The organism is Microtetraspora glauca, from assembly GCF_040656155.1.
Classification (GTDB): Bacteria; Actinomycetota; Actinomycetes; order Streptosporangiales; family Streptosporangiaceae; genus Microtetraspora; species Microtetraspora glauca.
On record NZ_JBFALK010000008.1, the window covers coordinates 210,494 to 232,279 of the forward strand.

The window sequence follows — 21,786 nt, forward strand, 5'->3', positions numbered from 1 at the left end:
TCGGGCCGCCATGCGCTTTTTCATACCCTCTTTCATGCCTTAGGTTTCCCCGTAGGTCGCACAATGAATGTGACGACGTAGAGAGAAGGATCGCCGTAATGACCAGCCAGCTCAGCTTCGACGTGCAGCTCAACCAGCAGGCCCGCACCGCGGCCGAGCGTGAGCAGGTACTGGCCAACCCCGGCTTCGGGCAGATCTTCACCGATCACATGATCTCCATCGACTACACCGAAGGCCGCGGCTGGCACGACGCGAGGCTGGAGCCGTACGGGCCGCTGGTCCTGGACCCGGCGACGGCGGTGTTCCACTACGCGCAGGAACTGTTCGAGGGGCTCAAGGCGTACCGCCAGGCGAACGGCTCGATCGTGTCGTTCCGGCCGTACGCCAACGCGGCCAGGTTCAACAAGTCCGCGCTGCGGATGGCGATGCCCGAGCTGCCCGAGGAGGCGTTCGTCGAGTCGCTGGAACTGCTCGTCCAGACCGACAAGGAGTGGGTGCCGACGACTGAGGGGCACAGCCTCTACCTGCGGCCCTTCATCATCGCCACCCAGGTCGGACTCGGCGTGAACTACCCCTCGAAGACGTACCGCTACATGGTGATCGCCTCTCCCGCGGCGTCGTACTTCTCGGGCGGCGTCAAGCCGGTCTCGGTGTGGCTGTCCACGGAGTACACCCGGGCCGCCCCCGGAGGCACCGGCTTCGCCAAGTGCGGCGGCAACTACGCGGCGGCCTTCGTCGCCCAGCGCCAGGCCGTCGAGCAGGGCTGTGACCAGGTCGTCTGGCTCGACGCGAACGAGCACCGCTACGTCGAGGAGATGGGCGGGATGAACCTCTTCTTCGTCTTCGGCGACCGGCTGCTCACCCCCGCGCTGACCGGGACGCTCCTGCCCGGTGTCACCCGTGACTCGATCCTCGCCTTCGCCGCCGACCTGGGCCTGAAGGCCGAGGAGGGCCGGATCTCGATCGAGGAGTGGCAGGCCGGCTGCGAGTCGGGCGAACTGACCGAGGTCTTCGCCTGCGGCACCGCGGCCGTGGTCACCCCGGTGGGCACCGTCAAGGGCGCGGACCGCTCGTGGACGATCGGTGACGGCACCCCCGGCACGGTCACCCAGAAGATCCGCGAGGAGCTCATGGGCATCCAGTTCGGCAGCCGTCCCGACTCCTACAACTGGATCCACAAGATCTGCTAGTCGACACGGCAGGAGCCCGGCGGCCTCGCCTTCGCCGGGCTCCTGCCGATCACCGCTCCCACGCGCGACAGCGGTCCGTACGGCTCACGCCTCGATCAGCTTGGCGGTGTCGACGGCCATGTCCCACGGCTCCGGCAGCGGCAGCGGCTTGCCCAGCGTCACCTCGAGCTGGTGCTGGTACCCCTTGTCGCCCGGCTCGCTCATCAGCCTGGCGACGCCCTTGAAGGTGTCGATCACCAGATGGAGCGGCACCCCCGCCGAAGCACAGGTCCGCGGCTTGATGACATGGTCGTCCTGGACGCTGCTCCTGGACACCACTTCCACGATGAGCAGCGTGCTGTGCCCGTAGACCTCGTTATCGCCCCGCATGTGCCGCTTCTTCGGCACGATCGTCAGGTCCGGGATGGTGTAATCGCAAAGGTGTCCGTGTATCTGGAGTTCCCGCAAGTCAGCGCTTGCGGATGAGGGTGAGGCCGTCGGCGACCGGGAGGAGAATGGTGGTCACCCGCTCGTCACTCGCGACGAGGTCGTTGAACCGGCGCATCGCCGGTACGGAGCCACCGGCGTCGAGATCGATGATCGCGCCACTCTGGAGCGTGTTGTCCACGCAGATCAGCCCGCCGGGGACGAGTCGTGCCATGATCTCCTCGTAGTAGACGGGGTATCCCACCTTGTCCGCGTCGATGAACGCGAAGTCGACGAACTCCTTCCTGGGCATCGCCCGGAGCGTCTCGGCCGCCGGACCGAGACGCAGCTCGATCCTGTCCGAGACGCCTGCCTTCTCCCAGTAGCGGCGGGCGACCGAGGTCCACTCGTCGCTCAGATCGCAGGCGATCAGCTCGCCGTCCTCCGGCAGCCCCCGGGCGATGCAGATCGACGAGTAACCCGTGAACGTGCCGACCTCCATGGCCCGGCGGGCGCCGCTGATCTGGACGAGCATCGTGAGCAGGGTCCCCTGTTCCGGGGAGATCTGCATGATGGCGTCACCGCCTGTCGCCCTCGCCGTCTCCTCGGCGAGGCCGAGCAGTACGTCGTCAGGTCGGGTGGTGTGCGTGATGGTGTACGCGGCGACGGATGCGTCGATGAAGTTCGCGGCTTTCATGGTCATCACCTTAATTCTGGACTCGCCGCGACGCCCGAGCATTCGTCAGCGGGGCTGTTTTCCCAGTTCAGCCAGGACTACGGGTCGCGGCACAAGATTGGCGTCTCGTATCGTGAGACCGATGTACCGGGCATGTCACGGCGTGTGGCAGACTCAAGACACCATGTTCTACGGTCTGCTCATTATCGGCAGGCGCGCTGGCTGACATCAGGACAACGCCAGCGCGCAGACCTCTCACGTCCGTGAGGGGTCTTTTGTGTTTTCCGGCACAGCGATAGAGCCGAAGACCGCGCGCGGCGAGGAACACCCCGCGAAGGAGATAGCAAGAAATGGCCGATGACCGCTTCCACGTGTACGACACCACGCTGCGTGACGGAGCCCAGCAGGAAGGCCTGAACCTCACGGTCGCCGACAAGCTGGCCATCGCCCGTCAGCTGGACGGCCTCGGCGTCGGCTTCATCGAGGGCGGCTGGCCGGGCGCCAACCCCAAGGACACCGAATTCTTCCGGCGGGCTCAAACAGAGCTCGACCTGAAGCACGCGCAACTCGCCGCGTTCGGCGCGACCCGCCGAGCCGGAGTGAAGGCCGCCGACGACCCGCTGGTGGCCGCACTGCGCGAATCCGGCGCGCCCGTCGTGACCCTTGTCGCCAAGAGTCACGACAGGCACGTGGAGCTGGCTCTCCGCACGACTCTCCAGGAGAACCTCGCGATGATCCGCGACACGGTCTCTCACCTGCGTGCGGAGGGCCAGCGCGTCTTCCTCGACGCCGAGCACTTCTTCGACGGCTACGCGTCCAACCCGGCCTACGCCCTGGAAGTCCTCCGGACCGCTGCCGAAGCCGGGGCGTCGGTCATCGCGCTGTGCGACACCAACGGCGGCATGCTCCCCGACGAGCTGGCCGACGTGGTTCACGCCGCCGCGTCCACCGGAGCACGGGTCGGCATCCACTGCCACGACGACACCGGCTGCGCCGTCGCCAACACCCTCGCCGCAGTCAAGGCCGGCGCCACCCACGTGCAGGGCTGCGCCAACGGGTACGGCGAGCGCTCCGGCAACGCCAACCTGTTCACGGTCGTGGCGAACCTCCAGCTCAAGAAGGGGTTCGACCTCGTACCCGCGCAGTCTCTCCGGGAGATGACCCGCATCGCGCACGCGATCACCGAGGTCACCAACGTCACGCCGAACTCGCACCAGCCGTACGTCGGCACGTCCGCGTTCGCGCACAAGGCGGGGCTGCACGCCTCGGCCATCAAGATCGACCCGAACCTCTACCAGCACATCGACCCGGCCCAGGTCGGCAACGACATGCGCATGCTCGTCTCCGACATGGCCGGCCGGGCGTCCGTCGAGCTCAAGGGCAAGGAGCTCGGGTACGACCTGTCCTCGGACCAGTCCCGCCAGCTCGTCGAGCGCGTCAAGGAACTGGAGTCCCGCGGTCACACGTTCGAGGCCGCCGACGCGTCCTTCGAGCTGCTTCTGCGTGACACCGTCGCGGGTGAGCGCAGGCGCCACTTCTCCGTCGAGTCCTGGCGGGTCATCGTCGAGCGGCGCCCGTCCGGCGAGGTCGCGAGCGAGGCCACGGTCAAGCTGCACGCCAAGGGCGAGCGCATCGTCGCCACCGGCGAGGGCAACGGTCCCGTCAACGCCCTCGACAAGGCGGTACGGCTCGCACTGGAGAAGCTCTACCCCGAGCTGGCCGGCGTCGAGCTCATCGACTTCAAGGTCCGCATCCTGGAGGGCACCCACGGCACCGACGCCATCACCCGGGTGCTCATCACCTCCAGCGACGCCACCGCCGACTGGTCCACCGTCGGCGTCGCCGAGAACATCGTCGAGGCGTCCTGGCAGGCCCTGGAGCAGGCCGTCACGTACGGCCTCCTCCGCGCCGGATACAGCGCCTGACCGCCGCGCCCCTCGCGGGCGGGGTTGGGCGCCGTGGATCCCTTCGCTGACCCCGTCGTTGCGAGACGGCGGGGTCAGACGAGGTCGGAGCCGGAGATCTTGAAGGTGGCCGGGCCGTCGGAGGTGTGGACGATCACGGTACGGCCTGAGCAAGTGACGTCGGGCTTGGCCGTACCGGGCACGATGATCGTCAGCAGTGACGAGGCCGCGGGGGAGACCACCACCGGAGCGGGAGCCTTCTGCATGTAGGCCGGGGAGATCCACCCCTGGTAGGGGTTGGTCTGGCCGCGGACCACCTTCTGGCCGCCGATCGGCTTGCACGAGGGCATGGAGAGCTGCACCAGCGTCGCCCGCCACGAGCCTTCGCCGACGACGACGCTGCCCCCGGCGTTCGAGACGACCTTCAAGGACGGGTCGATGTGCCACAGGTTGCGGACCTTGCCGCCGGCCGTGTCGAGCACCGCCATGACGTCCTGGTCATGGTTCACGAGCACCGCTCTGGTACGGCTCACGCCGTACGCCTTGTCGGTGAGGGTGAACGACTGCCGGTCCTTGCCCACGGAGCGGCGGACGAGCGACGACGGCGTGCGGCCGCGGAACCTCTTCCCCACGACCACCGGGACATTGTGCGCCTCCGGCGTCATCGTCCAGCGCCGGTACGGGGTGTTCTCGTAGGAGTGGAACCCCGCCTCGGTGAGCAGGTTGCGGCCCTGCGCGTAGTAGGTCACGCCCAAGTGGTCCTCGTGGCCGTGGTACTTCATCCCCGGCCCGAACCTGATCGAGTAGTACGCCGACTGCGGGTCGCCCCACGCCGTACGGCCGAAGACGTAACCGGCCTTGAAGACCTGCACCGTCTCGGAGGAGTGGGTGAACCCCGCCGGCTGGATGTTCGGCGGCCCGTCCCCGAGCGGCACCATGTAGCCGTTGGGCTGCGTGGCCGCGGTGATGTGCTTGGGCAGGCCGTCCCATCGCCTGGCGAGGTCGTCGGGCACCTTGAGGTCGCAGTCCTTGATGGTGTCCGTCGCGACCCTGAGCCGGTCGTGCACGTAGATGGCGTACCGCGGGGCCTGCTCCCTGAGTGAGCCCTCGGAGTCGATGTCGAGCTTCATCGACTTCACCATGCGGCTCAGGGCGAGGTCCTTCCAGCCCTTCTGGTTGTAGCGGCAGCCGATCCGCAGCAGGCCGATGTCCTGGTCGAGCCCGTGGTTGTGCCCGATCTTGTAGAAGCGCGGGTCGGCCAGCACCTTCGCGTGCACGGCCAGGCTGTCCTTGAGCCAGGCGTCGGGGACGTACCTGCTCAGGCAGACCAGCGCCGGGGCGCGCAGCGCGGTCGGGTGGTCCATCCAGGCGTACTTGTTGGTGGTCCGCCCGCCGTAGGGGTTCTTCTCGACCCAGTCCTTGGCGATCTCGATCGCGCGGTTGAGATACGCCTGCTTGCCGGTGGCCTCGTAGTCGGCCACCAGGCGTCCCATCCAGCGCAACGACTGGAAGACCATCTGCCAGGACCGGCTCTTGTACGGGTCGAGCGACCAGTTGACCTTGGTCCCCACCTTGACGGCAGGACGGTCGAGGAACGACAGTTCACCGTTCATGACGTCGTCGGAGGTCGGTGTCGCCGGGAGCCAGTCTCCCTGGCATTCCGGCGTGCGTGTGGGCGCCTGAGCGGCCTCTGCGGGTACGGCCGGCCCACCACTGGCGAGGGCCAGCGCGGCGATGAGGCCAAGAGCGTGAGTGCGGGGGCGCACGCCAGTTCCTTCCGACCACAGGTGAGGGGGATTGATCATGCTGGCCGAATAGTAATGATTCGGTCAAGCCGCAGGTGACATCGTTAGCAGGATTTGACGTCCCTCTCCCGATCGCGGGAGGCCGGACGATCGCGGCGTTCGGGGCGCGCGTTCTCGACCGGTGTCCCCGGCTCAGGGGTTCGGCCCGGAGTTCCGCGCCTGTTCGAGGAACGGGCGGGGCGCACGCCGCTCAGCGCGGCAGCGGAAACCGTCGACAACGGTCAAGAACGGCATAGCGGGACGAATTGCAGCAAATCCGCTGGATGCTTGACCTTCTCCCGGGAAGGACTCGCGGAAAGGAGGCATCGATGATCAAAGGCGCGCACTGGCTCATGTACAGCCGTGATCCGGACGCCGACCGGGCCTTCCTCCGTGATGTGCTCGGCCTCGCGAACGTCGACGCGGGCAGCGGCTGGCTCATCTTCCGGTTGCCACCCGCCGAGCTGGGGGTGCACCCCACCAACGAGCGGCCGATGTTCGACCTCTACCTCATGTGCGACCGGATTGCGGAAACGGTCGGCGAGTTGACCGCGAAGGGGGTGACGTTCACCCGGGAGGTCGGGGACGAGGGCTACGGCCTGGTCACCGGCTTCCGCCTCCCGGGCGGAGCCGAGATCGGCCTCTACGAGCCCCGTCACCCGACCGCCATCTGACGTACGGCGAACAACCAGGTCAGCTGTGCTTCGGGGTGGCGCTCTGCACGACTTCGAAGGACCACAGCTCGGCGCCGGAGGCGGCCGGTCCCTGACCGTGGCCGTGGCCCTGCTGCGGGGCCTGCCCGTGTCCGTGGCCCTGCTGGCCGGCCTCCGCGGCCGCCTGGGCATGGCCCGCCTGGAAGGCGCGGCTCTCCTGCCAGCGCTGGAAGTCCTCCTCGCTACGCCACCGGGTGTAGACCATGTAGCGGTCCGTGCCCTCGACCGGCCGCAGCAGTTCGAACCATTCGAATCCGTCGGCCGTCTCCACCATCCCGGCGCGGTTGGCGAAGCGCTTCTCCAACTCATCGCGCATCTCCGCGCTCACCGTCAATACGTTGATCTTCACGACCGACACTGCGGGCTCCTCTGGTGAGTGAATTCCGACATGGCCACACTACGAGTCGCCCAGGTCGCCCCCCGGACGCGCCACGGCGGTTCGCCCGCCGCGGTTGTACGGCGGGCACGGAGAGGGGCGGACGCGCCCCGTCCCCGCCACCGCTCCCGCCGGGCCGACCTTGCCGGTCAGGGCACTAGCCTTGTGACCGTGCGTATCGCGAGGTTCTCCAAAGGCGACGGTGTCGCGTTCGGTGTGGTGGAAGAGGGCGAACAGGTCGTCGCCAGGATCGACGGTCATCCCTTCGGCGGGGTCGAGCTCACCGGCGAGAGATATCCGCTCGCGGAGGTCAGGATCGTCGCGCCGATGCTGCCCAGCAAGGTCGTGGCGATCGGTAAGAACTACGCCGACCACGCACGCGAGATGGGCGGCGAGGCCCCCGGGGAGCCGCTCATCTTCCTCAAGCCGAGCACCTCGGTGATCGGTCCCGGGGAGGCCATCGCCTACCCCGGCAAGCTGTCGCAGCAGGTCGACTACGAGGGCGAGCTGGCCGTGGTCATCGGACGGCTCTGCCGGGACGTGCCGGTCGAGCGCGCGCGTGAGGTGATCTTCGGCTACACGTGCGCCAACGACGTCACCGCCCGCGACCTGCAGAAGCAGGACGGCCAGTGGACCAGGGCCAAGGGCTTCGACACGTTCTGCCCGCTGGGCCCGTGGATCGAGACCGACCTGGACCCGGACGACCTCGCCCTCACGACCAGCGTGAACGGCGAGCTCAAGCAGAGCGCGCGCACGTCGCTCCTGCTGCATGACATCCCGACGCTCATCGCGTATGTGAGCTCGGTCATGACGCTGCTGCCCGGCGACATCATCCTGACCGGCACACCCGCCGGTGTCGGGCCCATGTCCGTCGGTGACGAGGTCAGCGTCGGCATCGAAGGAATCGGAACTCTCACCAACCGGGTGATCTCTCGTGACTGACCTGCGTGTCCGCTTCGCGCCCTCGCCGACCGGCATGTTCCATGTCGGCGGCGCCCGTTCCGCGCTCTACAACTGGGCGCTCGCCGAGCAGTCCGGGGGCACCTTCGTGCTCCGCATCGAGGACACCGACGCCGCGCGCAACCGGCCGGAGTGGACCGAGGGCATCATCTCGGCGCTCGCCTGGATCGGCATCCACGGCGACTCGCCGTTCTTCGAGGGCCCCTACTTCCAGTCCGCCTACGAGGCCCAGCACCGCGAGGCGGCGGCGACGCTGCTCAAGGACGGCAAGGCCTACCACTGCACCTGTACGCGTGACGACGTGAAGGCCAGGACGGGCTCCGAGCACCAGGGCTACGACGGCTTCTGCCGGGACCGCGGTCTGACGGAGGGCGCGGTCAGGTTCCGCACCCCCGACGAGGGCGTGACCGTGGTGGACGACCTGGTCCGCGGGCGGGTCGAGTTCCCGAACGCCGCCATGGAGGACTTCGTCATCGTGCGCGGCGACGGGTCGCCGCTGTTCATCCTCGCCAACGTGATCGACGACGTCGAGATGCGGATCTCCCACGTCGTACGCGCGGAGGAGCACCTGTCGAACACCCCCAAGCAGCAGTTGCTGTGGGAGGCGTTGGGGGTCACCCCGCCGATCTGGGCGCACGTCCCGGTCATCGTCAACGAGAAGCGGCAGAAGCTCTCCAAGCGGCGCGACAAGGTGGCCCTGGAGTCCTACCGGGACGAGGGCTATCTCGCCGAGGCGATGGTCAACTACCTCATGCTGCTCGGCTGGGGGCCCGGCGACGACCGGGAGATCATGCCCTGGTCGGAGATGATGCCGCTGTTCCGGCTTGAGGACGTCAACCCGTCCCCGGCGTTCTTCGACGAGAAGAAGCTGCGCGCCTTCAACGGCGAGTACATCCGGGCGCTGCCCCTCGACGTCTTCATCGAGCGGTGCGAGCCCTGGCTCGACCCGAGCTGGGACCGGGGCACGTTCGCCAGGCTCGCCGGGCTCGCGCAGACCCGCGTGGCGGTGCTGTCCGAGATCACGGCGAATGTGGACTTCCTCTTCCTGGACGTCCCGGTTCACGACCAGGCGTCGTGGGACAAGGCGATGAAGCCGGGCGCGGCCGAGATCCTCGCCGGGTACGCCGAGCGTCTGCAGGACGTCAGCTGGGACCCCGAGTCGCTCAAGACCGCACTTGAGGAGGTCGGGGCCGCGCACGGGCTCAAGCTGGGCAAGGCCCAGGCGCCGGTCCGGGTCGCGATCACCGGTCGCACGGTCGGCCTCCCGCTGTTCGAGTCGATCGAGGTCCTCGGCCGCGAACGGTCCCTCGAAAGGCTGCGTGCGGCTCTCGCGAAGCTCTCCTGAACCCGGTCGGCCATTTGGCCGGCCATGCCGTCAGCGTCATCGTGAGGGCCAGTGAGAGGGTCGCCCCGGCGGCCATCGCCAGCCACACGCCGGTGACGCCCAGCGAGGAGGAACTCAGCAGCGAGGCGAGGGGCAGCTGGACCGCGAAACCCGCCAGCGTGGCGACGAGCAGTCCGCTGCCCCTTCCGCTCGCCTGGAGTGTCCCGCCCACGGCGATGAGCCCGCCGAACGGCACCAGGTAGAGCGTCATGCACCGCAGGAACCACACGGCCGCCCCAGCCACCGCGGGATCGCCGGTGAAGAGACCGGCCACAGGCACGGCAGCCGCGTTGAGCACGAGCGCGGTGGCCACACCGGCCGCCACGCCGAGCCGCAGTGACGCTCCCGCGGTGGTGCCGCCTCCCCGCGCGGTACGGATCATCGCCGCCTGGCGCAGGGCGTAGAAGGCCATCGTCCCGGCCAGCATGATCTTCAGGCCGATGCCGTACCCGGCCAGCGCGGCGACGCCGTGACCGCCCACCATGCCGGTCAGCACCATGCCGGTCAGACTGCGCGCCAGGAAGTCACCGGACATCGGCAGGCCCGTGCGCAGGAGCTCCACGCCGTCGGCTCGGTTCACCATGCGGCCCGCGTGCGCCGGCCGTTCGCGCGGCAGCCGCCGTACGAGCAGGGTGGCCGCCACGGCCAGCGCGGCCAGCCTGGCCAGGACGGTAGCCAGCGCGGCTCCGCGCACACCCAGGCCGAAGCCGTAGATGAGCAGGGGATCGAGCCCGATCACCAACGCGTTGCAGAGCAACGCGGTCCGCATCGGCGTCGCCGTGTCGCCCAACCCTTTGAAGATCCCGTCCACCAGGGTCTGGGCGAAGAAGACCGGGATCGCGGAGAGCGACACCAGGAAGAAGTCCGAGGTCAGGGTTACGGTCGCGGAGTCCCCGGTGAAGAGCCGGGCCAGCCGTTCGCGGAGCAGTACGCCGGGCACGGCCACCACGATGCTGAACAGCGCCCCCACAGGATCCACGCGGTACGGATCATCGGCGTGAGAGGTGACACGCCCTCTCGCCTGCCGACCAGTACGGTCGTGCCCGTCGTCAGGGCCAGGATCACGCCCAGGGCCAGGTGCTCGGTGCTGGTGGCGATCGTGACGGCGGCGACCGCCGGACCGCCCAGACCCGAGACCCACAACGTGTCGATCAGGCCGACGGCCACAACGGCGGTCAGCAGCTCCACATAGACGGGCAGAGCCAGCCGGATGAGTGTATCCCATACCTCGTGTCGAGCTATATCGATTAGAGGTATAGCGATACGATGCAGCCATGGCAAGCGGGGAGCTGGCGCTGACGATCCTCGGCTTTCTCAACGAGGAGCCGATGCACGGCTACGAGCTCAAACAGCGGATCGCCGGGCTGAGTGGGCACGTCCGTCCCGTCAGCGACGGCGCGCTCTATCCGGCGATCACCCGGCTGGAGAAGGCGGGCATGGTCGACCGGCGTGAGGAGGAGGGGGCGGGCGCGGCCCGGCGGCAGGTGCTCTCACTCACGGAGAAGGGCCGGGAGGAGCTGTTCCGTCGCCTACGCGAGCCGTCCGATCTGGAGATCAGTGACCAGTCGCGCTTTTTCACGCTGCTGACGTTCTTGTCGGCGCTCCCCCGGGAGGAGCAGGTCAGGGTGCTGCTGCGGCGGCTGGACTTCCTGGAGGCGCCCGCGAGCTTCTTCTACCGCTCGGGAAAGCCGGTCAGGGCCGAGGAAGTCGCCGACCGCTTCCGTCGCGGCATGCTGGTCATGGCCCGCGAGATCGGAGCGGCGGAGAAGACCTGGCTCAAGGACACCATCGCGGAACTTTCCTGAGCAGACCGGCCCTCGCGTGGCCCGCGGGTCCGTCTGCCGGCCTGTCCGCACTCATCGGCGGGCAGGCCTGCAGACGGATGCTCGCGGCGTGGCAGGTCCGCGAGCCCCCGCGTGATCAGGACGGTGTCAGAGGAGACCGCGCCGGGTGAGGAGCGGCTCGATCCGCGGATCGCGCCCCCGGAAGTCGCGGAACGCCGTCAGCGCGTCCACGCTCCCACCCTTGGACAGCAGCCGCTGCCGGAACCGGTCGCCGTTCTCCCTGCGCAGGCCGCCGTTCTCCTTGAACCACTCGACCGTGTCCGCGTCGAGGACCTCGCTCCAGATGTAGGAGTAGTAACCCGCGCTGTAGCCGCTCGACCAGATGTGCGCGAAGTAGGTGCTGCGGTAGCGCGGCGGCACCGCGGGCAGGTCCACGCCCGCGTTCCGCAGGGCCTCGGCCTCGAACGCCTCGGCGTCGCCGCCGGTGTAGGCGGTGTGCCAGGCCCAGTCCAGCAGGGTCGCGGCCAGGTACTCGACCGTCGCGAAGCCCTGGTTGAACTTCTGCGACTCCAGCATCCGGTCCACGAGCTCCCGCGGCATGGGCTCGCCGGTCTCGTAGTGCTTGGCGTAGTTGGCGAGGATCTCCGGGTCGGTCGCCCACATCTCATTGACCTGCGAGGGGTACTCGACGAAGTCCCTCGGCACCGCCGTACCGGAGAACCGGGGGAAGCGGACGTCGGAGAACAGGCCGTGCAGGGCGTGCCCGAACTCGTGGAACATCGTGTTGACCTCGTCGAAGGTCAGCAGGGTCGGCTCACCCTTGACGATGTTGAGGTTGTTCACCACGACGGGCCGGGTGCCTTCGAGGGCCGACTGCTTGACCAGGTGGTTCATCCACGCTCCGCCGCGCTTGGAAGCACGGGCGAAGAAGTCGCCGAGGAACAGGCCCAGGGGCGAACCGTCCTCGTTGAACACCTCGAAGACGCGGACATCGGGGTGATATCCCTGCAGGTCCTCCCGCTCGCGGAAGGTGATCCCGTACAACCGCTGCGCCGCGTAGAACACGCCGCGCGACAGGACGCTGTTCAGTTCGAAATAGGGGCGCATCTGGGCGCTGTCGATGTCGTACCGCGCCTTGCATACCTTCTCGGCGTAGAAGGACCAGTCCCACGGCTGGATCGCGTGTCCGGCGATCTCCTCGAGGTCGCTCTGCTCCTTGCGGGCGTTGGCCACGGCGGGCGGGACGAGCCGGTCGAGCATCTCGGCGACCGCCTGGGTGGTCCCGGCCGTCTGGTCCGCCAGGACGTACTCGGCGTGGTTCGCGTACCCGAGCAGCCTGGCCCGCTCCTCGCGCAGCCGCGCGATGCGGGTGATCAGTTCGGCGTTGTCGGCTCCGCGTCCGGTGGACGCCTTGTGGATCCGCTCGCGCAGCGCCCGGTGGGTGAGCTCGGCGAGCGCGGGCTGGCCGGTGGGCAGGACGAGGGTGATGAGGTATCCCGCGTCCAGGCCACGCTCCTTGGCCGTCTCGTGGAGGCCCTGGACGGCGTCCGGCGACAGGCCGTCGAGTTCGGCGACGTCGTCGACGGTGATCGCCCGCGCGTTGGTGTCGGCGAGCAGGTTCTGCTGGAACGTGGTCGCCAGCGTGGACAGCTCCTCGTTGAGCTCCCTGAGCCGTGCCTGGTCCTCTTCACCGAGTACGGCTCCCGCCCGCGTGAAGTCGGTGAGATAGCGGTCGAGGAGCCACTGCTCGGCCTCGTCCGCGGCCTGGACGGCCCGGATGCGGGCGAACAGCCGGGCGTTCAGGTGGATCGCGTCGCTGTGCTTGGACAGCTTGGGCGTGACGTCCTTCTGGATCTCCTGGACGCCCGGTGTGGTGTCGGAGGAGGCCTGGTTGAAGAAGACCGTCGACACCCGGTCGAGCAGCCCGCCGGAACGCTCCAGAGCCTCGATGGTGTTCTCGAAGGTCGGCGGCTCGGGATTGTCCGCGATCACCGCGATCTCGGCGAGATGCTCGGCCATCCCCTGCTCGAACGCCGGCGCGTAGTGCTCCTCCGTGATCTCGTGGAACGGAGGCAGTCGGTACGGCAGGGAACTGGGGCTCAGAAACGGGTTGGCCGCCGCCTGGGTCATCGGGGGCTGCTCCTCACTGCTGCTGTGTGCTGATGGCTCTTCTCAGACTCGCACAAGGAGGCGCCTGACCTTTGTTGAGGAGCCACGCCGCAATCGTTTTGGTAGTGGGCTCCAAGCTGGGCTATTCTTTCGGAGTCGCGAGCGAGCCCCAAGGGGCGAGCGAGACGATGGGGTATGGTGTAATTGGCAGCACGACTGATTCTGGTTCAGTTAGTCTAGGTTCGAGTCCTGGTACCCCAGCTGCATCCCTCTCGGGGAGATGCTACGGATTCGGGTTCCCCCCGGCTCCGATCACAGTGTGTACGGTCCCGTCGTCTAGTGGCCCAGGACGCCGCCCTCTCAAGGCGGTAGCGGCGGTTCGAATCCGCTCGGGACTACCACACACACTGCGAGGTCCCGTCGTCTAGTGGCCTAGGACGCCGCCCTCTCAAGGCGGTAACGGCGGTTCGAATCCGCTCGGGACTACTTTTTCTCACCCTCGGAACTTCGGTTCCGGGGGTTTTTTCATGTGATGAATCCCTCACGCGGATCGCCGTACGGGCATTGATGGGGGAGTGCCACTATCCAGCGATTGGAGAGCGTCACTATCTAGTGCGGGCATGTGGATCTTCGTGTCGCCCGGCCGAGTCGGACGTCCGATCCGCCGACCGCGGCCGGAGAGGGCCGGTGGGTGGCGGAGCGGTGACGTCATGAGCGGAGCGGTGACGTCATGAGCGGAACGGTCGCTCCGGCTCGCGCGACCGCCGACGCTCGCGCCGGCCCCGACGGCTTCCACCCCTCGGGAAGGGGCTGCCGGGCCCGGGCGGAGCTTCGCCGAGTCGGTGGCGAGCGTGCTCGGGTTCGACCGGCGTCCGCGACTTGCGCCGGACGCCATCTGAGTTCCAAAATCATACTCATGATGTCGACACTGCGCTCGCGCACGCACAGCTGGGCTCCCGCCACTCTGCCGGGGGAGGTCGCGGAGCTGAGCGGGCTCGAATTCCTCCAGGCCATGCTCAACGGTGTGATCGCCGCTCCGCCGATCGCCGGCACCTTGGGCTTCACGATGCTGAAGGTCGAGCCGGGAGTCGCGATCTTCGAAGGGGAGACGGGCGAGCATCAGTACAACCCGATGGGTTCCGTGCACGGGGGCTATTTCGCGACCCTGCTCGACTCGGCGCTCGGGTGTGCGGTCATGACCATGTTGCCCGCCGGTGTGGGATACACCACGACCCAGTTGAACGTGCACATGGTGCGTCCGGCCTTCGCGCACACCGGCGCCCTGCGATGCGAGGCCAAAGCCGTACACGTGGGCAGGACGGTCGCGACGGCCGAGGCGCGCCTCGTCGGGGCGGACGACGACAAGCTGTACGCGCACGGCACCACGACCTGCGCCGTCTTCTCGATGCGCCGGTAGCTCCAGGCGACGGGAGCGCGCACTTCCGCACGGAACAACGAAACAACGAAACAGGGGACACGCCCGGTCGGGCGTGTCCCCTGTGAGTTCCGGTGACGAGCGTGCCGCGTCCGCCGGACGTGCTCAGCGGCGCGATCGGGCCTTGAAGAGCGCCCGTTTGGCCGCCTTACCCACCTGCTTGTCCGGATGGGCGTCACCGACCGCCTCGAGCAGCTCCTCCAGGTGCGGGTGAGGAACCTTCCAGATCACGTCGAGCAGGCCGATGATCTGCTGGGCGGGGCCGATGTCGTGCAGGCTGCTGACGAACTCCGCCCGGCCGAGCCCGGCCGAGATCGTCCACATGTCGAGAATGAGCCAGTGCGTGTCCGCCTGAGTGGGCTCCGGTGCGTCCTCGACGTCGAGCTGGGTCAGGTGCGTCGCCGCGTAGGGCCGGAGGGAGGGCTCCTCGAGCGCCTCGGTCCAGGCGGGTACGGCCACCTCGCCGAGGGCCCCGACCAGGCTGGCCGCCTGGACCCGGACCAGGGCGTCGGCCTCGTCCTCCGCGGCGGCGGCGAGCAGTTCGGTGGCCGCCCGGGCGGGGTCGCGCAGGCCGAGCCACGCGGCGAACTCGGCGTCCGCCTCCTCCTCGGGCAGGTCGGCGCTCAGCGACAGCAGGTCGATCGCGGTCATCGCGTCGATGGCGGGCCGGGCGTCGATGTCGATGTCCGCGTCGTCCACGAGGTGGACCACGCCTTCGGTGCCGAGGGGCGTGAGGCGCACCTCGTCGCCTTCCACGGCGACCATGCCGTAGCCGGTCAACCACGCGATCACAGGCGCGAGCGGGTCGCCGGCGGCGGCCCACGCGTCAGGGCCGAGGTCGTCGTACTCGGTCGCCGCCTCGGCCAGCTCCTCGCGCAGCTCGGTGATCGAGCGCGAGCCGCCGTTGATCAGGACCCGGACCAGGAGCGCCCGGGTCAGCCCGGACAGCGCCAGCGTCAGATCGTCGTCGTCCAGCTCGGGGTCGCCGTAGTCGACCGAGTGGAGACCGAGCATCCAGGCGTCGAGGACGTCCTCGTCGTCCTCGAACGGCCAGGCGGCGGTGTCGGCGTCGACGCTGACCGTGTCGTCCCCGTCCGGGGCGATGAACTCCAGGTCGATGGCGAGGTTCCAGAGGTTCCAGAGGGCCTGCGCGTCGCTCAGGCCGACGGTACGCACCGCCTCCTTGACCTCCTCCTCGGTGAGAAGGGTCTCCTCGCCGACCTTGCGGCCGGAGCCCACCCACCCCGCGAGATCGCGGGCCTGCGTGATGAGCGGGACCGCGCGAGCCGCCGCCGCGAGCTCGGAGTCCGGACGCAACCGGATCGTGGGGAGGTCGGCGATCTCGTCGGCGAAGGGCTCGAAGTCGCCGAGGCTCTCGTCCTCGTCGTCCTCGAACTCGTCCTCCTCCTCGTCCCAGTCGCGCTCGGCGATGGCGTCCTCCATCGTCTCGACGAAGTCGTCCTCGATCTCGTCGAGCTCGGCGAGGAGGGCGTCGAGCGAGGCGGAGCCCTTCACCAGCCGACCCGTCTCGGACAGGAACGTCAGGTAGGACCGCAGGGCGGGGACCATGCCGTCGGCGGCCTCGTCGGGATCCTCGACGACCTGCGGGATGCGTTCCAGCAGGATGGTGCGCAGGTCGCCCGCCTTCCACAACCCCGCGTCGTCGCGGGCATCCAGGCGATGCCACAGAACGGCCGGGCCCACCAGGTCGGGATCGCTGCCGGGAGCGTTGGCGGGAGCCCAGAGGATGAACTCCTGGAGCAGTGGACGCAGTTCAGCGGCGGCTGCCTCAATGCGGTCTGTCACCCCGCCAGCCTAGGGCTAACCGGGCATGCTCTCTAATCAGTTAGCGCGCCGCATCGCCTCGGTGATCCGTTCGGCGGCGGCCACGACGGGGGCGGCGTGCATGCGGCCCGGCGTGCGGGTGAGCCGCTCGATCGGCCCGGAGACGGACACCGCCGCGATTACCTTGCCGCCCGCGCCCCGGATGGGCGCGGAGACGCTCGCCACTCCCTGCTCACGTTCGCCGACGCTGTGCGCCCATCCCCTCCTGCGTACGCTCGCGAGCGTGGCGGCGGTGAACTTCGCGCCGCGCAGGCCGCGGTGGAGCCGGTCGGGCTCCTCCCAGGCGAGCAGGATCTGCGCGGCCGATCCGGCGATCATGGGCAGCGCGGAGCCGACGGGAACGGTGTCGCGCAGGCCGCTCGCGCGCTCCGCGGCCGCGACGCAGACCCGCTCGTCACCCTGGCGCCGGTAGAGCTGCGCGCTCTCCCCGGTGAGATCACGGAGGTGGGTCAGGACCGGGCCGGCGACGGCGAGCAGCCGGTCCTCGCCGGCGGCCGTGGACAACTCCGACAGCCGGGGGCCCAGAACGAAGCGACCCTGGGTGTCGCGGGAGACGATGCGGTGGTGCTCAAGGGCGACGGCCAACCGGTGGGCCGTCGGCCGGGCGAGGCCGGTCGCCTGGACGAGCTGGGCCAGGGAAGCAGGCCCCGCTTCCAGGGCGTTGAGTACGAGAACGGCCTTGTCGAGCACTCCGACTCCGCTAGAGTTGTCCATACCCCGATACTGCCGTCTCGCGATCCGAGACGCAAACACAATGGTCCGGATTACCAGCTAGAGTTGTCCATATCCCGATATTTCCGTCTCATGATGAGAGACGTCGGGAGGTCGAAACGCAAGGAGGCGTCACAACCATGGGTCGCACACTGGCCGAGAAAGTCTGGGAGCAGCACGTCGTGCGTCGCGCCGACGGCGAGCCGGACCTGCTGTACATCGATCTCCACCTCGTCCACGAGGTGACCAGCCCGCAGGCGTTCGACGGCCTGCGTCTCGCCGGCCGGCCGGTCCGGCGGCCCGACCTCACCATCGCGACCGAGGACCACAACGTCCCGACCGTACTTGGCCCCATCTCCGACCCGGTGTCGCGCACCCAGGTCGAGACGCTGCGCAAGAACGCCGCCGAGTTCGGTGTCCGGCTGCACCCCATGGGCGACGCCGGTCAGGGCGTGGTGCACATCATCGGCCCGCAGTTCGGCCTGACGCAGCCCGGCATGACGATCGTCTGCGGTGACTCGCACACGTCCACGCACGGCGCCTTCGGCGGCATCGCGTTCGGCATCGGCACCTCCGAGGTGGAGCACGTGCTGGCCACCCAGACGCTGCCCGCCTACCGGCCCAAGACCATGGCCATCGAGGTCAAGGGCGACCTGCCGGTCGGGGTCACCGCCAAGGACCTGATCCTCGCCATCATCGCCAAGATCGGCACCGGCGGCGGCCAGGGGTACATCGTGGAGTACCGCGGCGAGGCCATCCGCAACCTCTCCATGGAGGGCCGGATGACCGTGTGCAACATGTCGATCGAGGCGGGCGCCCGCGCCGGCATGATCGCGCCGGACGAGACCACGTTCGCCTACCTCAAGGGCCGTCCCCACGCGCCGTCCGGCGCCGCCTGGGACGAGGCCGTCGAGTACTGGAAGAGCCTGCGCACCGACGACGACGCCGAGTTCGACCGGGTCGTGGAGATCGACGCCGCGACGCTGACGCCGTTCGTCACCTGGGGCACGAACCCGGGCCAGGGCGCTCCGCTGGGCTCCGCCGTACCCGCGCCGGAGCAGTTCACCGACCCGATCGAGCGGTCGGCCGCCGAGCGCGCCCTGGAGTACATGGGCCTGAGCGCCGGAACCCCGCTGAACGAGATCCAGGTGGACACCGTCTTCGTCGGGTCCTGCACCAACGGCCGGCTGGAGGACCTGCGCGCCGCCGCCGGCATCCTGCGCGGCCGCAAGGTCGTCACCCGCACGCTGATCGTGCCCGGCTCGATGCTGGTCAAGAAGGCCGCCGAGGAGGAGGGCCTGGACCAGGTGTTCAAGGACGCCGGGGCCGAGTGGCGCGAGGCCGGCTGTTCCATGTGCCTCGGCATGAACCCCGACACGCTGAAGCCGGGCGAGCGCAGCGCCTCCACCTCCAACCGCAACTTCGAGGGCCGTCAGGGCAAGGGGGGCCGCACCCACCTGGTGTCCCCGCAGGTCGCCGCCGCGACCGCCGTCACCGGCAAGCTGACCGCTCCCGCAGACCTGGCCTAGGCCCTGTTCAAGGAAGAACACCGATGGATGCCTTCACCACGCACACCGGCAGGGCCGTCCCCCTGCGCCGCAGCAACGTCGACACCGACCAGATCATCCCGGCCGTCTGGCTCAAGCAGGTCAGCCGTACCGGCTTCGAGAACGGGTTGTTCTCCGCATGGCGTGAGGACCCGTCCTTCATCCTGAACAACCCGGCCTACGAGGGCGCCTCGATCCTGCTGTCGGGTCCTGACTTCGGCACCGGCTCCTCGCGCGAGCACGCCGTATGGGCCCTGCAGCAGTACGGCTTCCGCGCCGTGATCGCGGCCCGTTTCGGCGACATTTTCCGCAACAACTCCACGAAGATGGGCCTGCTCCCGGTCGTCCTCCCCGCCGACGTCGTCGAGGGGCTGCAGGCGGCGGCCGAGGCGGACCCGGCCGTCGAGATCACGGTCGACCTGGCCGAGCGCGAGGTCAGGCTGGGATCCGACGCCTGGTCGTTCGAGATCGACGACTACACGCGCTGGCGGCTGATGGAGGGCCTGGACGACATCGGGCTGACCCTGCGTCACGCCGACGACATCGCGGTGTACGAGAATGGACGGCAGCCATGGCTGCCGACCACTGTCTGAACGAGTTTCAGCTAGAAGACGATCGCCTGGCGCGGGGGTTGCGCGATGCGCACCGCCGCGTCAGAGCGCTGGACGTGTCTCTCGAAGAGCGGACCCGCCTTACGCACAGGCTGCTTGCTATCTGTAACGTGGCAAAGCAGGACATAGAGCATGCAACCGCCCGGCTTGATGCCTTCATCGCCTATCTGGACGGCACATCCGACACACGGAGTGGGCGAAACACAGCGCCTGGTGATTGAGTCCCATGCACGCGTCCCCTAATTTCAAGCGCGTAAGGGGGAGGAACCAATGAACAAGAAGGAACTCGTCGACGCGATCACGGACCGCGTCGGTGACAAGAAGACGGCCACCGAGGCGGTCAATGCGATTCTCGACGCCATCCAGCATGCCGTCGCGAGTGGGGACAAGGTCTCTATCACCGGGTTCGGCGCCTTTGAGATGGTCCACAAGCCTGCCCGCACGGCTCGGAACCCTTCGACCGGCGCGCCGATCAAGGTTGAGGAGAGCTGGGGGCCCAAGTTCCGCCCCGGAAACGACTTCAAGGAGCTCGTCAACGCCGGCGGCAAGAAGTCTTCCAAGAAGTAGCGGCGGTCTCGGCCGAGGACGGCGTCCGGATCATCCGGGCGCCGTCCTGCTTTTCCGGGCCCGCCGTGCCGGAGGCGCGGCAATCAAGCGCAAAGGGGCACGAGCCGCCTCAAGGCCGGTCGAGTCCAGACCCGCCTGCCGGGTTCGTGATCGGCAGGAAATGTCGGTCATCGCGATACTTCCTTGGTCCGCCGCTCGAGAAAGGCCCGGAGAGCGGGATCCGCACTGAGCGTGGCCGCTTGGGCGTAGGCCGCGACCGCGTCCTGGTGTCGGTCGAGCTGGGCGAGTAGATCGCCGCGTGCCGCGTGATAGGGCTGGAACCGCTCCCGCTCGACGGGCAATGCCTCCAGCAGCGACAGCCCCGTCTGCGGTGACTGGGTTCGGCCGACGACGGCGGCGTGGGCGACCCGGCTGCCCAGACTCGGCGCGATCGCGACCAGAGCCGTGTAGAGGGTGCGCAGTGCGTTCCAGTCGGTGGCACCGCTGCGGGCCCGATCGCAGTGGACCGCCTGGATCGCCGCCTCGAGCTGGAAGCGCCCAGGCGCCTGGCCGGGCCGTTCGGCGCGCCGGAGATAGGCTTCGCCCTCGGCGATGAGGCGGTGGTCCCAATCGTCCGGGGCCTGGTCCTGCAGCGGTAGATAGCGATCGCCGGGAGTCGTGGCGCGTGCCGAGGCAAGGGTGAGCAGCGCCGCGAGCGCCCACGCCTCGGGCTCGTCGCCGAGCAGCGTCGCGGTGGTGACGGCCAGGTACCGGGCCTCGCCCGCGAGTGACGCTTCGTCGCCCCGCTCCGGAAAGGTCAGCGCGTAGCATCCGTACACCGCTTCGAGCACCGGTGGCAGCCGCTGGGGCATGGCCTGCCGCCCGGGAACGACGAAGGGGATCTTGGCGTCCCGGATCCGGCGCTTGGCCCGCACCAGGCGTTGCGACATCGCCCCGGCGGGTAGGGCGAAGGCACGCGCGATCTGGGTGGAGTCGAACCCGAGCACGGCCTGGAGCATCAGCGGGGTACGGACGCCCGCGGCGATGGCCGGGTGCGCGCAGACGAACAGCAGGGCCAGCCGGGGGTCGGGGATCTGGTCCGGATCGAGATGGCTCAGCGGCGAGACGGCGTCGGCAGCGATGTCGGTGGCCGCCTCCAGCGGCTGGTTGCGGCGGTGGGCGGCGGACTTCCACAGATCCCGCTGACGGTTGCGTGCGACCGTGAACAGCCAGGCCTCGGGGTTGTCCGGTACGCCGTCGCGCGGCCACGTGGTCAGAGCCTGCTCGAAGGCCTGCGCCAGGGTGTCTTCGGCGAGTTCGAGGTCGCCGGTCGGAGCGGCCAGCAGGGCGACCAGCCGACCGTGGGACGCACGTGCGGTGCGCTCGGCGACGTGCGCGGCCGTCTCGCCGGTCACGATGATGGAACCCATGTCCCGGCCTCGATGTGCACGGCACCGGGCCGGACCTCGACGGTGCCCCACGCCAGCGGCGGCGCCTGCCGGGCCCACTCCAGGGCGGCGTCCAGATCCGGCACGTCGATGACGATCACGCCCCCGAGCTGCTCCTTGGTGTCGGCGAACGGCCCGTCCTGGATGCGCGGCTCCCCGTCGACCAGTGTGAGTGTGGTCGAGCTGGCCGACGGCTGCAACACCTGGCCGCTCACCAGAATCCCGGCCTGCTCCAGCGTCGCGGCGTAACTGGCCATGGCTCGCAGCCCTGCGGCCATCGCCTCGGCCGCGATCGACTCCTCGCTCGCCTCGCCGTAATGGAACAACAGCATGTACCGCATGTCCCGATCCTTCCTCG

The 21,786-nt window shown here is 68.8% G+C and carries 22 protein-coding genes and 3 tRNA genes; 14 read left to right on the top strand and 11 right to left on the bottom strand.

The features are described from left to right. Positions 1-98 precede the first annotated feature (98 nt). A complete protein-coding gene (locus tag AB0I59_RS16955; protein ID WP_061255059.1) occupies positions 99-1,190 on the top strand; it encodes a branched-chain amino acid aminotransferase in 1,092 nt (363 codons plus the stop codon). Positions 1,191-1,274: 84 nt separating this feature from the next. Here AB0I59_RS16955 and AB0I59_RS16960 read toward each other — a convergent pair whose 3' ends face one another. Both AB0I59_RS16960 and AB0I59_RS16965 read right to left on the bottom strand, forming a co-directional pair. Beyond that, positions 1,275-1,637, bottom strand: coding sequence for a Uma2 family endonuclease (locus AB0I59_RS16960; RefSeq protein ID WP_358133681.1), 363 nt, complete (start codon positions 1,635-1,637; stop codon positions 1,275-1,277). Position 1,638: 1 nt separating this feature from the next. Continuing rightward, positions 1,639-2,292 carry an O-methyltransferase gene (locus AB0I59_RS16965; RefSeq protein WP_435830995.1) on the bottom strand — a complete coding sequence of 218 codons (654 nt, stop codon included), beginning with the start codon at positions 2,290-2,292 and terminating at the stop codon, positions 1,639-1,641. A 329-nt stretch (positions 2,293-2,621) separates the two neighbouring features. Between AB0I59_RS16965 and cimA the strand changes: the two genes are divergently transcribed. Continuing rightward, positions 2,622-4,196 carry a citramalate synthase gene (gene cimA, locus AB0I59_RS16970; protein WP_061255057.1) on the top strand — a complete coding sequence of 525 codons (1,575 nt, stop codon included), beginning with the start codon at positions 2,622-2,624 and terminating at the stop codon, positions 4,194-4,196. Between the two features lie 74 nt (positions 4,197-4,270). Here cimA and AB0I59_RS16975 read toward each other — a convergent pair whose 3' ends face one another. Next, entirely contained in the window at positions 4,271-5,941 is a 1,671-nt protein-coding gene (locus AB0I59_RS16975; protein WP_358133687.1) for a heparinase II/III domain-containing protein, read from the bottom strand. Between the two features lie 347 nt (positions 5,942-6,288). Here AB0I59_RS16975 and AB0I59_RS16980 point away from each other — a divergent pair, with 347 nt between their 5' ends. Further along, positions 6,289-6,633 carry a VOC family protein gene (locus AB0I59_RS16980; RefSeq protein ID WP_061255056.1) on the top strand — a complete coding sequence of 115 codons (345 nt, stop codon included), beginning with the start codon at positions 6,289-6,291 and terminating at the stop codon, positions 6,631-6,633. 19 nt (positions 6,634-6,652) lie between these two features. On the opposite strand, the gene AB0I59_RS16985 is transcribed toward AB0I59_RS16980, so the two are convergent. Next, entirely contained in the window at positions 6,653-7,030 is a 378-nt protein-coding gene (locus AB0I59_RS16985; RefSeq protein ID WP_061255055.1) for an antibiotic biosynthesis monooxygenase family protein, read from the bottom strand. Between the two features lie 189 nt (positions 7,031-7,219). On the opposite strand from AB0I59_RS16985, the gene AB0I59_RS16990 reads away from it, so the two are divergent. Both AB0I59_RS16990 and gltX read left to right on the top strand, forming a co-directional pair. Then, positions 7,220-7,990, top strand: coding sequence for a fumarylacetoacetate hydrolase family protein (locus tag AB0I59_RS16990; protein WP_061255241.1), 771 nt, complete (start codon positions 7,220-7,222; stop codon positions 7,988-7,990). Next, positions 7,983-9,353, top strand: a complete 1,371-nt coding sequence (gene gltX, locus AB0I59_RS16995; protein ID WP_082776776.1) for a glutamate--tRNA ligase — start codon at positions 7,983-7,985, stop codon at positions 9,351-9,353. The genes AB0I59_RS16990 and gltX overlap by 8 nt, the downstream gene beginning before the upstream one ends. On the opposite strand, the gene AB0I59_RS17000 is transcribed toward gltX, so the two are convergent. Both AB0I59_RS17000 and AB0I59_RS17005 read right to left on the bottom strand, forming a co-directional pair. Further along, the gene (locus tag AB0I59_RS17000; protein ID WP_358133690.1) at positions 9,250-10,371 is read right to left on the bottom strand and encodes an MATE family efflux transporter; all 1,122 of its coding nucleotides are present in this window, start codon (positions 10,369-10,371) and stop codon (positions 9,250-9,252) included. The genes gltX and AB0I59_RS17000 overlap by 104 nt on opposite strands. Further along, the gene (locus AB0I59_RS17005) at positions 10,269-10,580 is read right to left on the bottom strand and encodes an MATE family efflux transporter (RefSeq protein ID WP_358133693.1); all 312 of its coding nucleotides are present in this window, start codon (positions 10,578-10,580) and stop codon (positions 10,269-10,271) included. The genes AB0I59_RS17000 and AB0I59_RS17005 overlap by 103 nt, the downstream gene beginning before the upstream one ends. 86 nt (positions 10,581-10,666) lie before the next feature. Here AB0I59_RS17005 and AB0I59_RS17010 point away from each other — a divergent pair, with 86 nt between their 5' ends. Next, positions 10,667-11,197 carry a PadR family transcriptional regulator gene (locus AB0I59_RS17010; RefSeq protein ID WP_358133696.1) on the top strand — a complete coding sequence of 177 codons (531 nt, stop codon included), beginning with the start codon at positions 10,667-10,669 and terminating at the stop codon, positions 11,195-11,197. Positions 11,198-11,323: 126 nt separating this feature from the next. Here AB0I59_RS17010 and AB0I59_RS17015 read toward each other — a convergent pair whose 3' ends face one another. Then, entirely contained in the window at positions 11,324-13,306 is a 1,983-nt protein-coding gene (locus AB0I59_RS17015) for a M3 family metallopeptidase (protein ID WP_061255052.1), read from the bottom strand. Positions 13,307-13,474: 168 nt separating this feature from the next. Between AB0I59_RS17015 and AB0I59_RS17020 the strand changes: the two genes are divergently transcribed. From AB0I59_RS17020 to AB0I59_RS17035, 4 genes are all read left to right on the top strand, one after another. Then, positions 13,475-13,546: transfer RNA gene (locus AB0I59_RS17020), tRNA-Gln, on the top strand. 64 nt (positions 13,547-13,610) lie between these two features. Next, positions 13,611-13,686: transfer RNA gene (locus AB0I59_RS17025), tRNA-Glu, on the top strand. A gap of 12 nt (positions 13,687-13,698) precedes the next feature. Next, positions 13,699-13,771: transfer RNA gene (locus AB0I59_RS17030), tRNA-Glu, on the top strand. 430 nt (positions 13,772-14,201) lie between these two features. After that, positions 14,202-14,702 carry a PaaI family thioesterase gene (locus AB0I59_RS17035; RefSeq protein ID WP_228641498.1) on the top strand — a complete coding sequence of 167 codons (501 nt, stop codon included), beginning with the start codon at positions 14,202-14,204 and terminating at the stop codon, positions 14,700-14,702. Between the two features lie 123 nt (positions 14,703-14,825). Here the strand turns inward: AB0I59_RS17035 and AB0I59_RS17040 are convergent, their stop codons facing one another. Both AB0I59_RS17040 and AB0I59_RS17045 read right to left on the bottom strand, forming a co-directional pair. Continuing rightward, positions 14,826-16,526: a hypothetical protein gene (locus AB0I59_RS17040; RefSeq protein WP_061255051.1), complete on the bottom strand. Its 1,701-nt coding sequence runs from the start codon at positions 16,524-16,526 to the stop codon at positions 14,826-14,828. 36 nt (positions 16,527-16,562) lie between these two features. Then, positions 16,563-17,279 carry an IclR family transcriptional regulator gene (locus AB0I59_RS17045; protein ID WP_061255050.1) on the bottom strand — a complete coding sequence of 239 codons (717 nt, stop codon included), beginning with the start codon at positions 17,277-17,279 and terminating at the stop codon, positions 16,563-16,565. 137 nt (positions 17,280-17,416) lie between these two features. Between AB0I59_RS17045 and leuC the strand changes: the two genes are divergently transcribed. The 4 genes from leuC to AB0I59_RS17060 are packed head-to-tail and all read left to right on the top strand — an operon-like array spanning position 17,417 to position 20,001. Next, a complete protein-coding gene (leuC, locus tag AB0I59_RS17050; RefSeq protein ID WP_061255049.1) occupies positions 17,417-18,805 on the top strand; it encodes a 3-isopropylmalate dehydratase large subunit in 1,389 nt (462 codons plus the stop codon). A gap of 23 nt (positions 18,806-18,828) precedes the next feature. Beyond that, a complete protein-coding gene (leuD, locus tag AB0I59_RS17055; RefSeq protein WP_358133702.1) occupies positions 18,829-19,416 on the top strand; it encodes a 3-isopropylmalate dehydratase small subunit in 588 nt (195 codons plus the stop codon). Continuing rightward, positions 19,395-19,655, top strand: a complete 261-nt coding sequence (locus AB0I59_RS42230) for an SCO5555 family protein (RefSeq protein WP_494410550.1) — start codon at positions 19,395-19,397, stop codon at positions 19,653-19,655. Before leuD ends, AB0I59_RS42230 begins: the two co-directional genes overlap by 22 nt. A 49-nt stretch (positions 19,656-19,704) precedes the next feature. Further along, entirely contained in the window at positions 19,705-20,001 is a 297-nt protein-coding gene (locus AB0I59_RS17060; RefSeq protein ID WP_061255047.1) for an HU family DNA-binding protein, read from the top strand. 167 nt (positions 20,002-20,168) lie between these two features. On the opposite strand, the gene AB0I59_RS17065 is transcribed toward AB0I59_RS17060, so the two are convergent. After that, positions 20,169-21,410, bottom strand: a complete 1,242-nt coding sequence (locus AB0I59_RS17065) for an RNA polymerase sigma factor (RefSeq protein ID WP_358133705.1) — start codon at positions 21,408-21,410, stop codon at positions 20,169-20,171. Continuing rightward, positions 21,392-21,769 carry a YciI family protein gene (locus AB0I59_RS17070; protein WP_358133708.1) on the bottom strand — a complete coding sequence of 126 codons (378 nt, stop codon included), beginning with the start codon at positions 21,767-21,769 and terminating at the stop codon, positions 21,392-21,394. Before AB0I59_RS17070 ends, AB0I59_RS17065 begins: the two co-directional genes overlap by 19 nt. Positions 21,770-21,786: the final 17 nt, after the last annotated feature.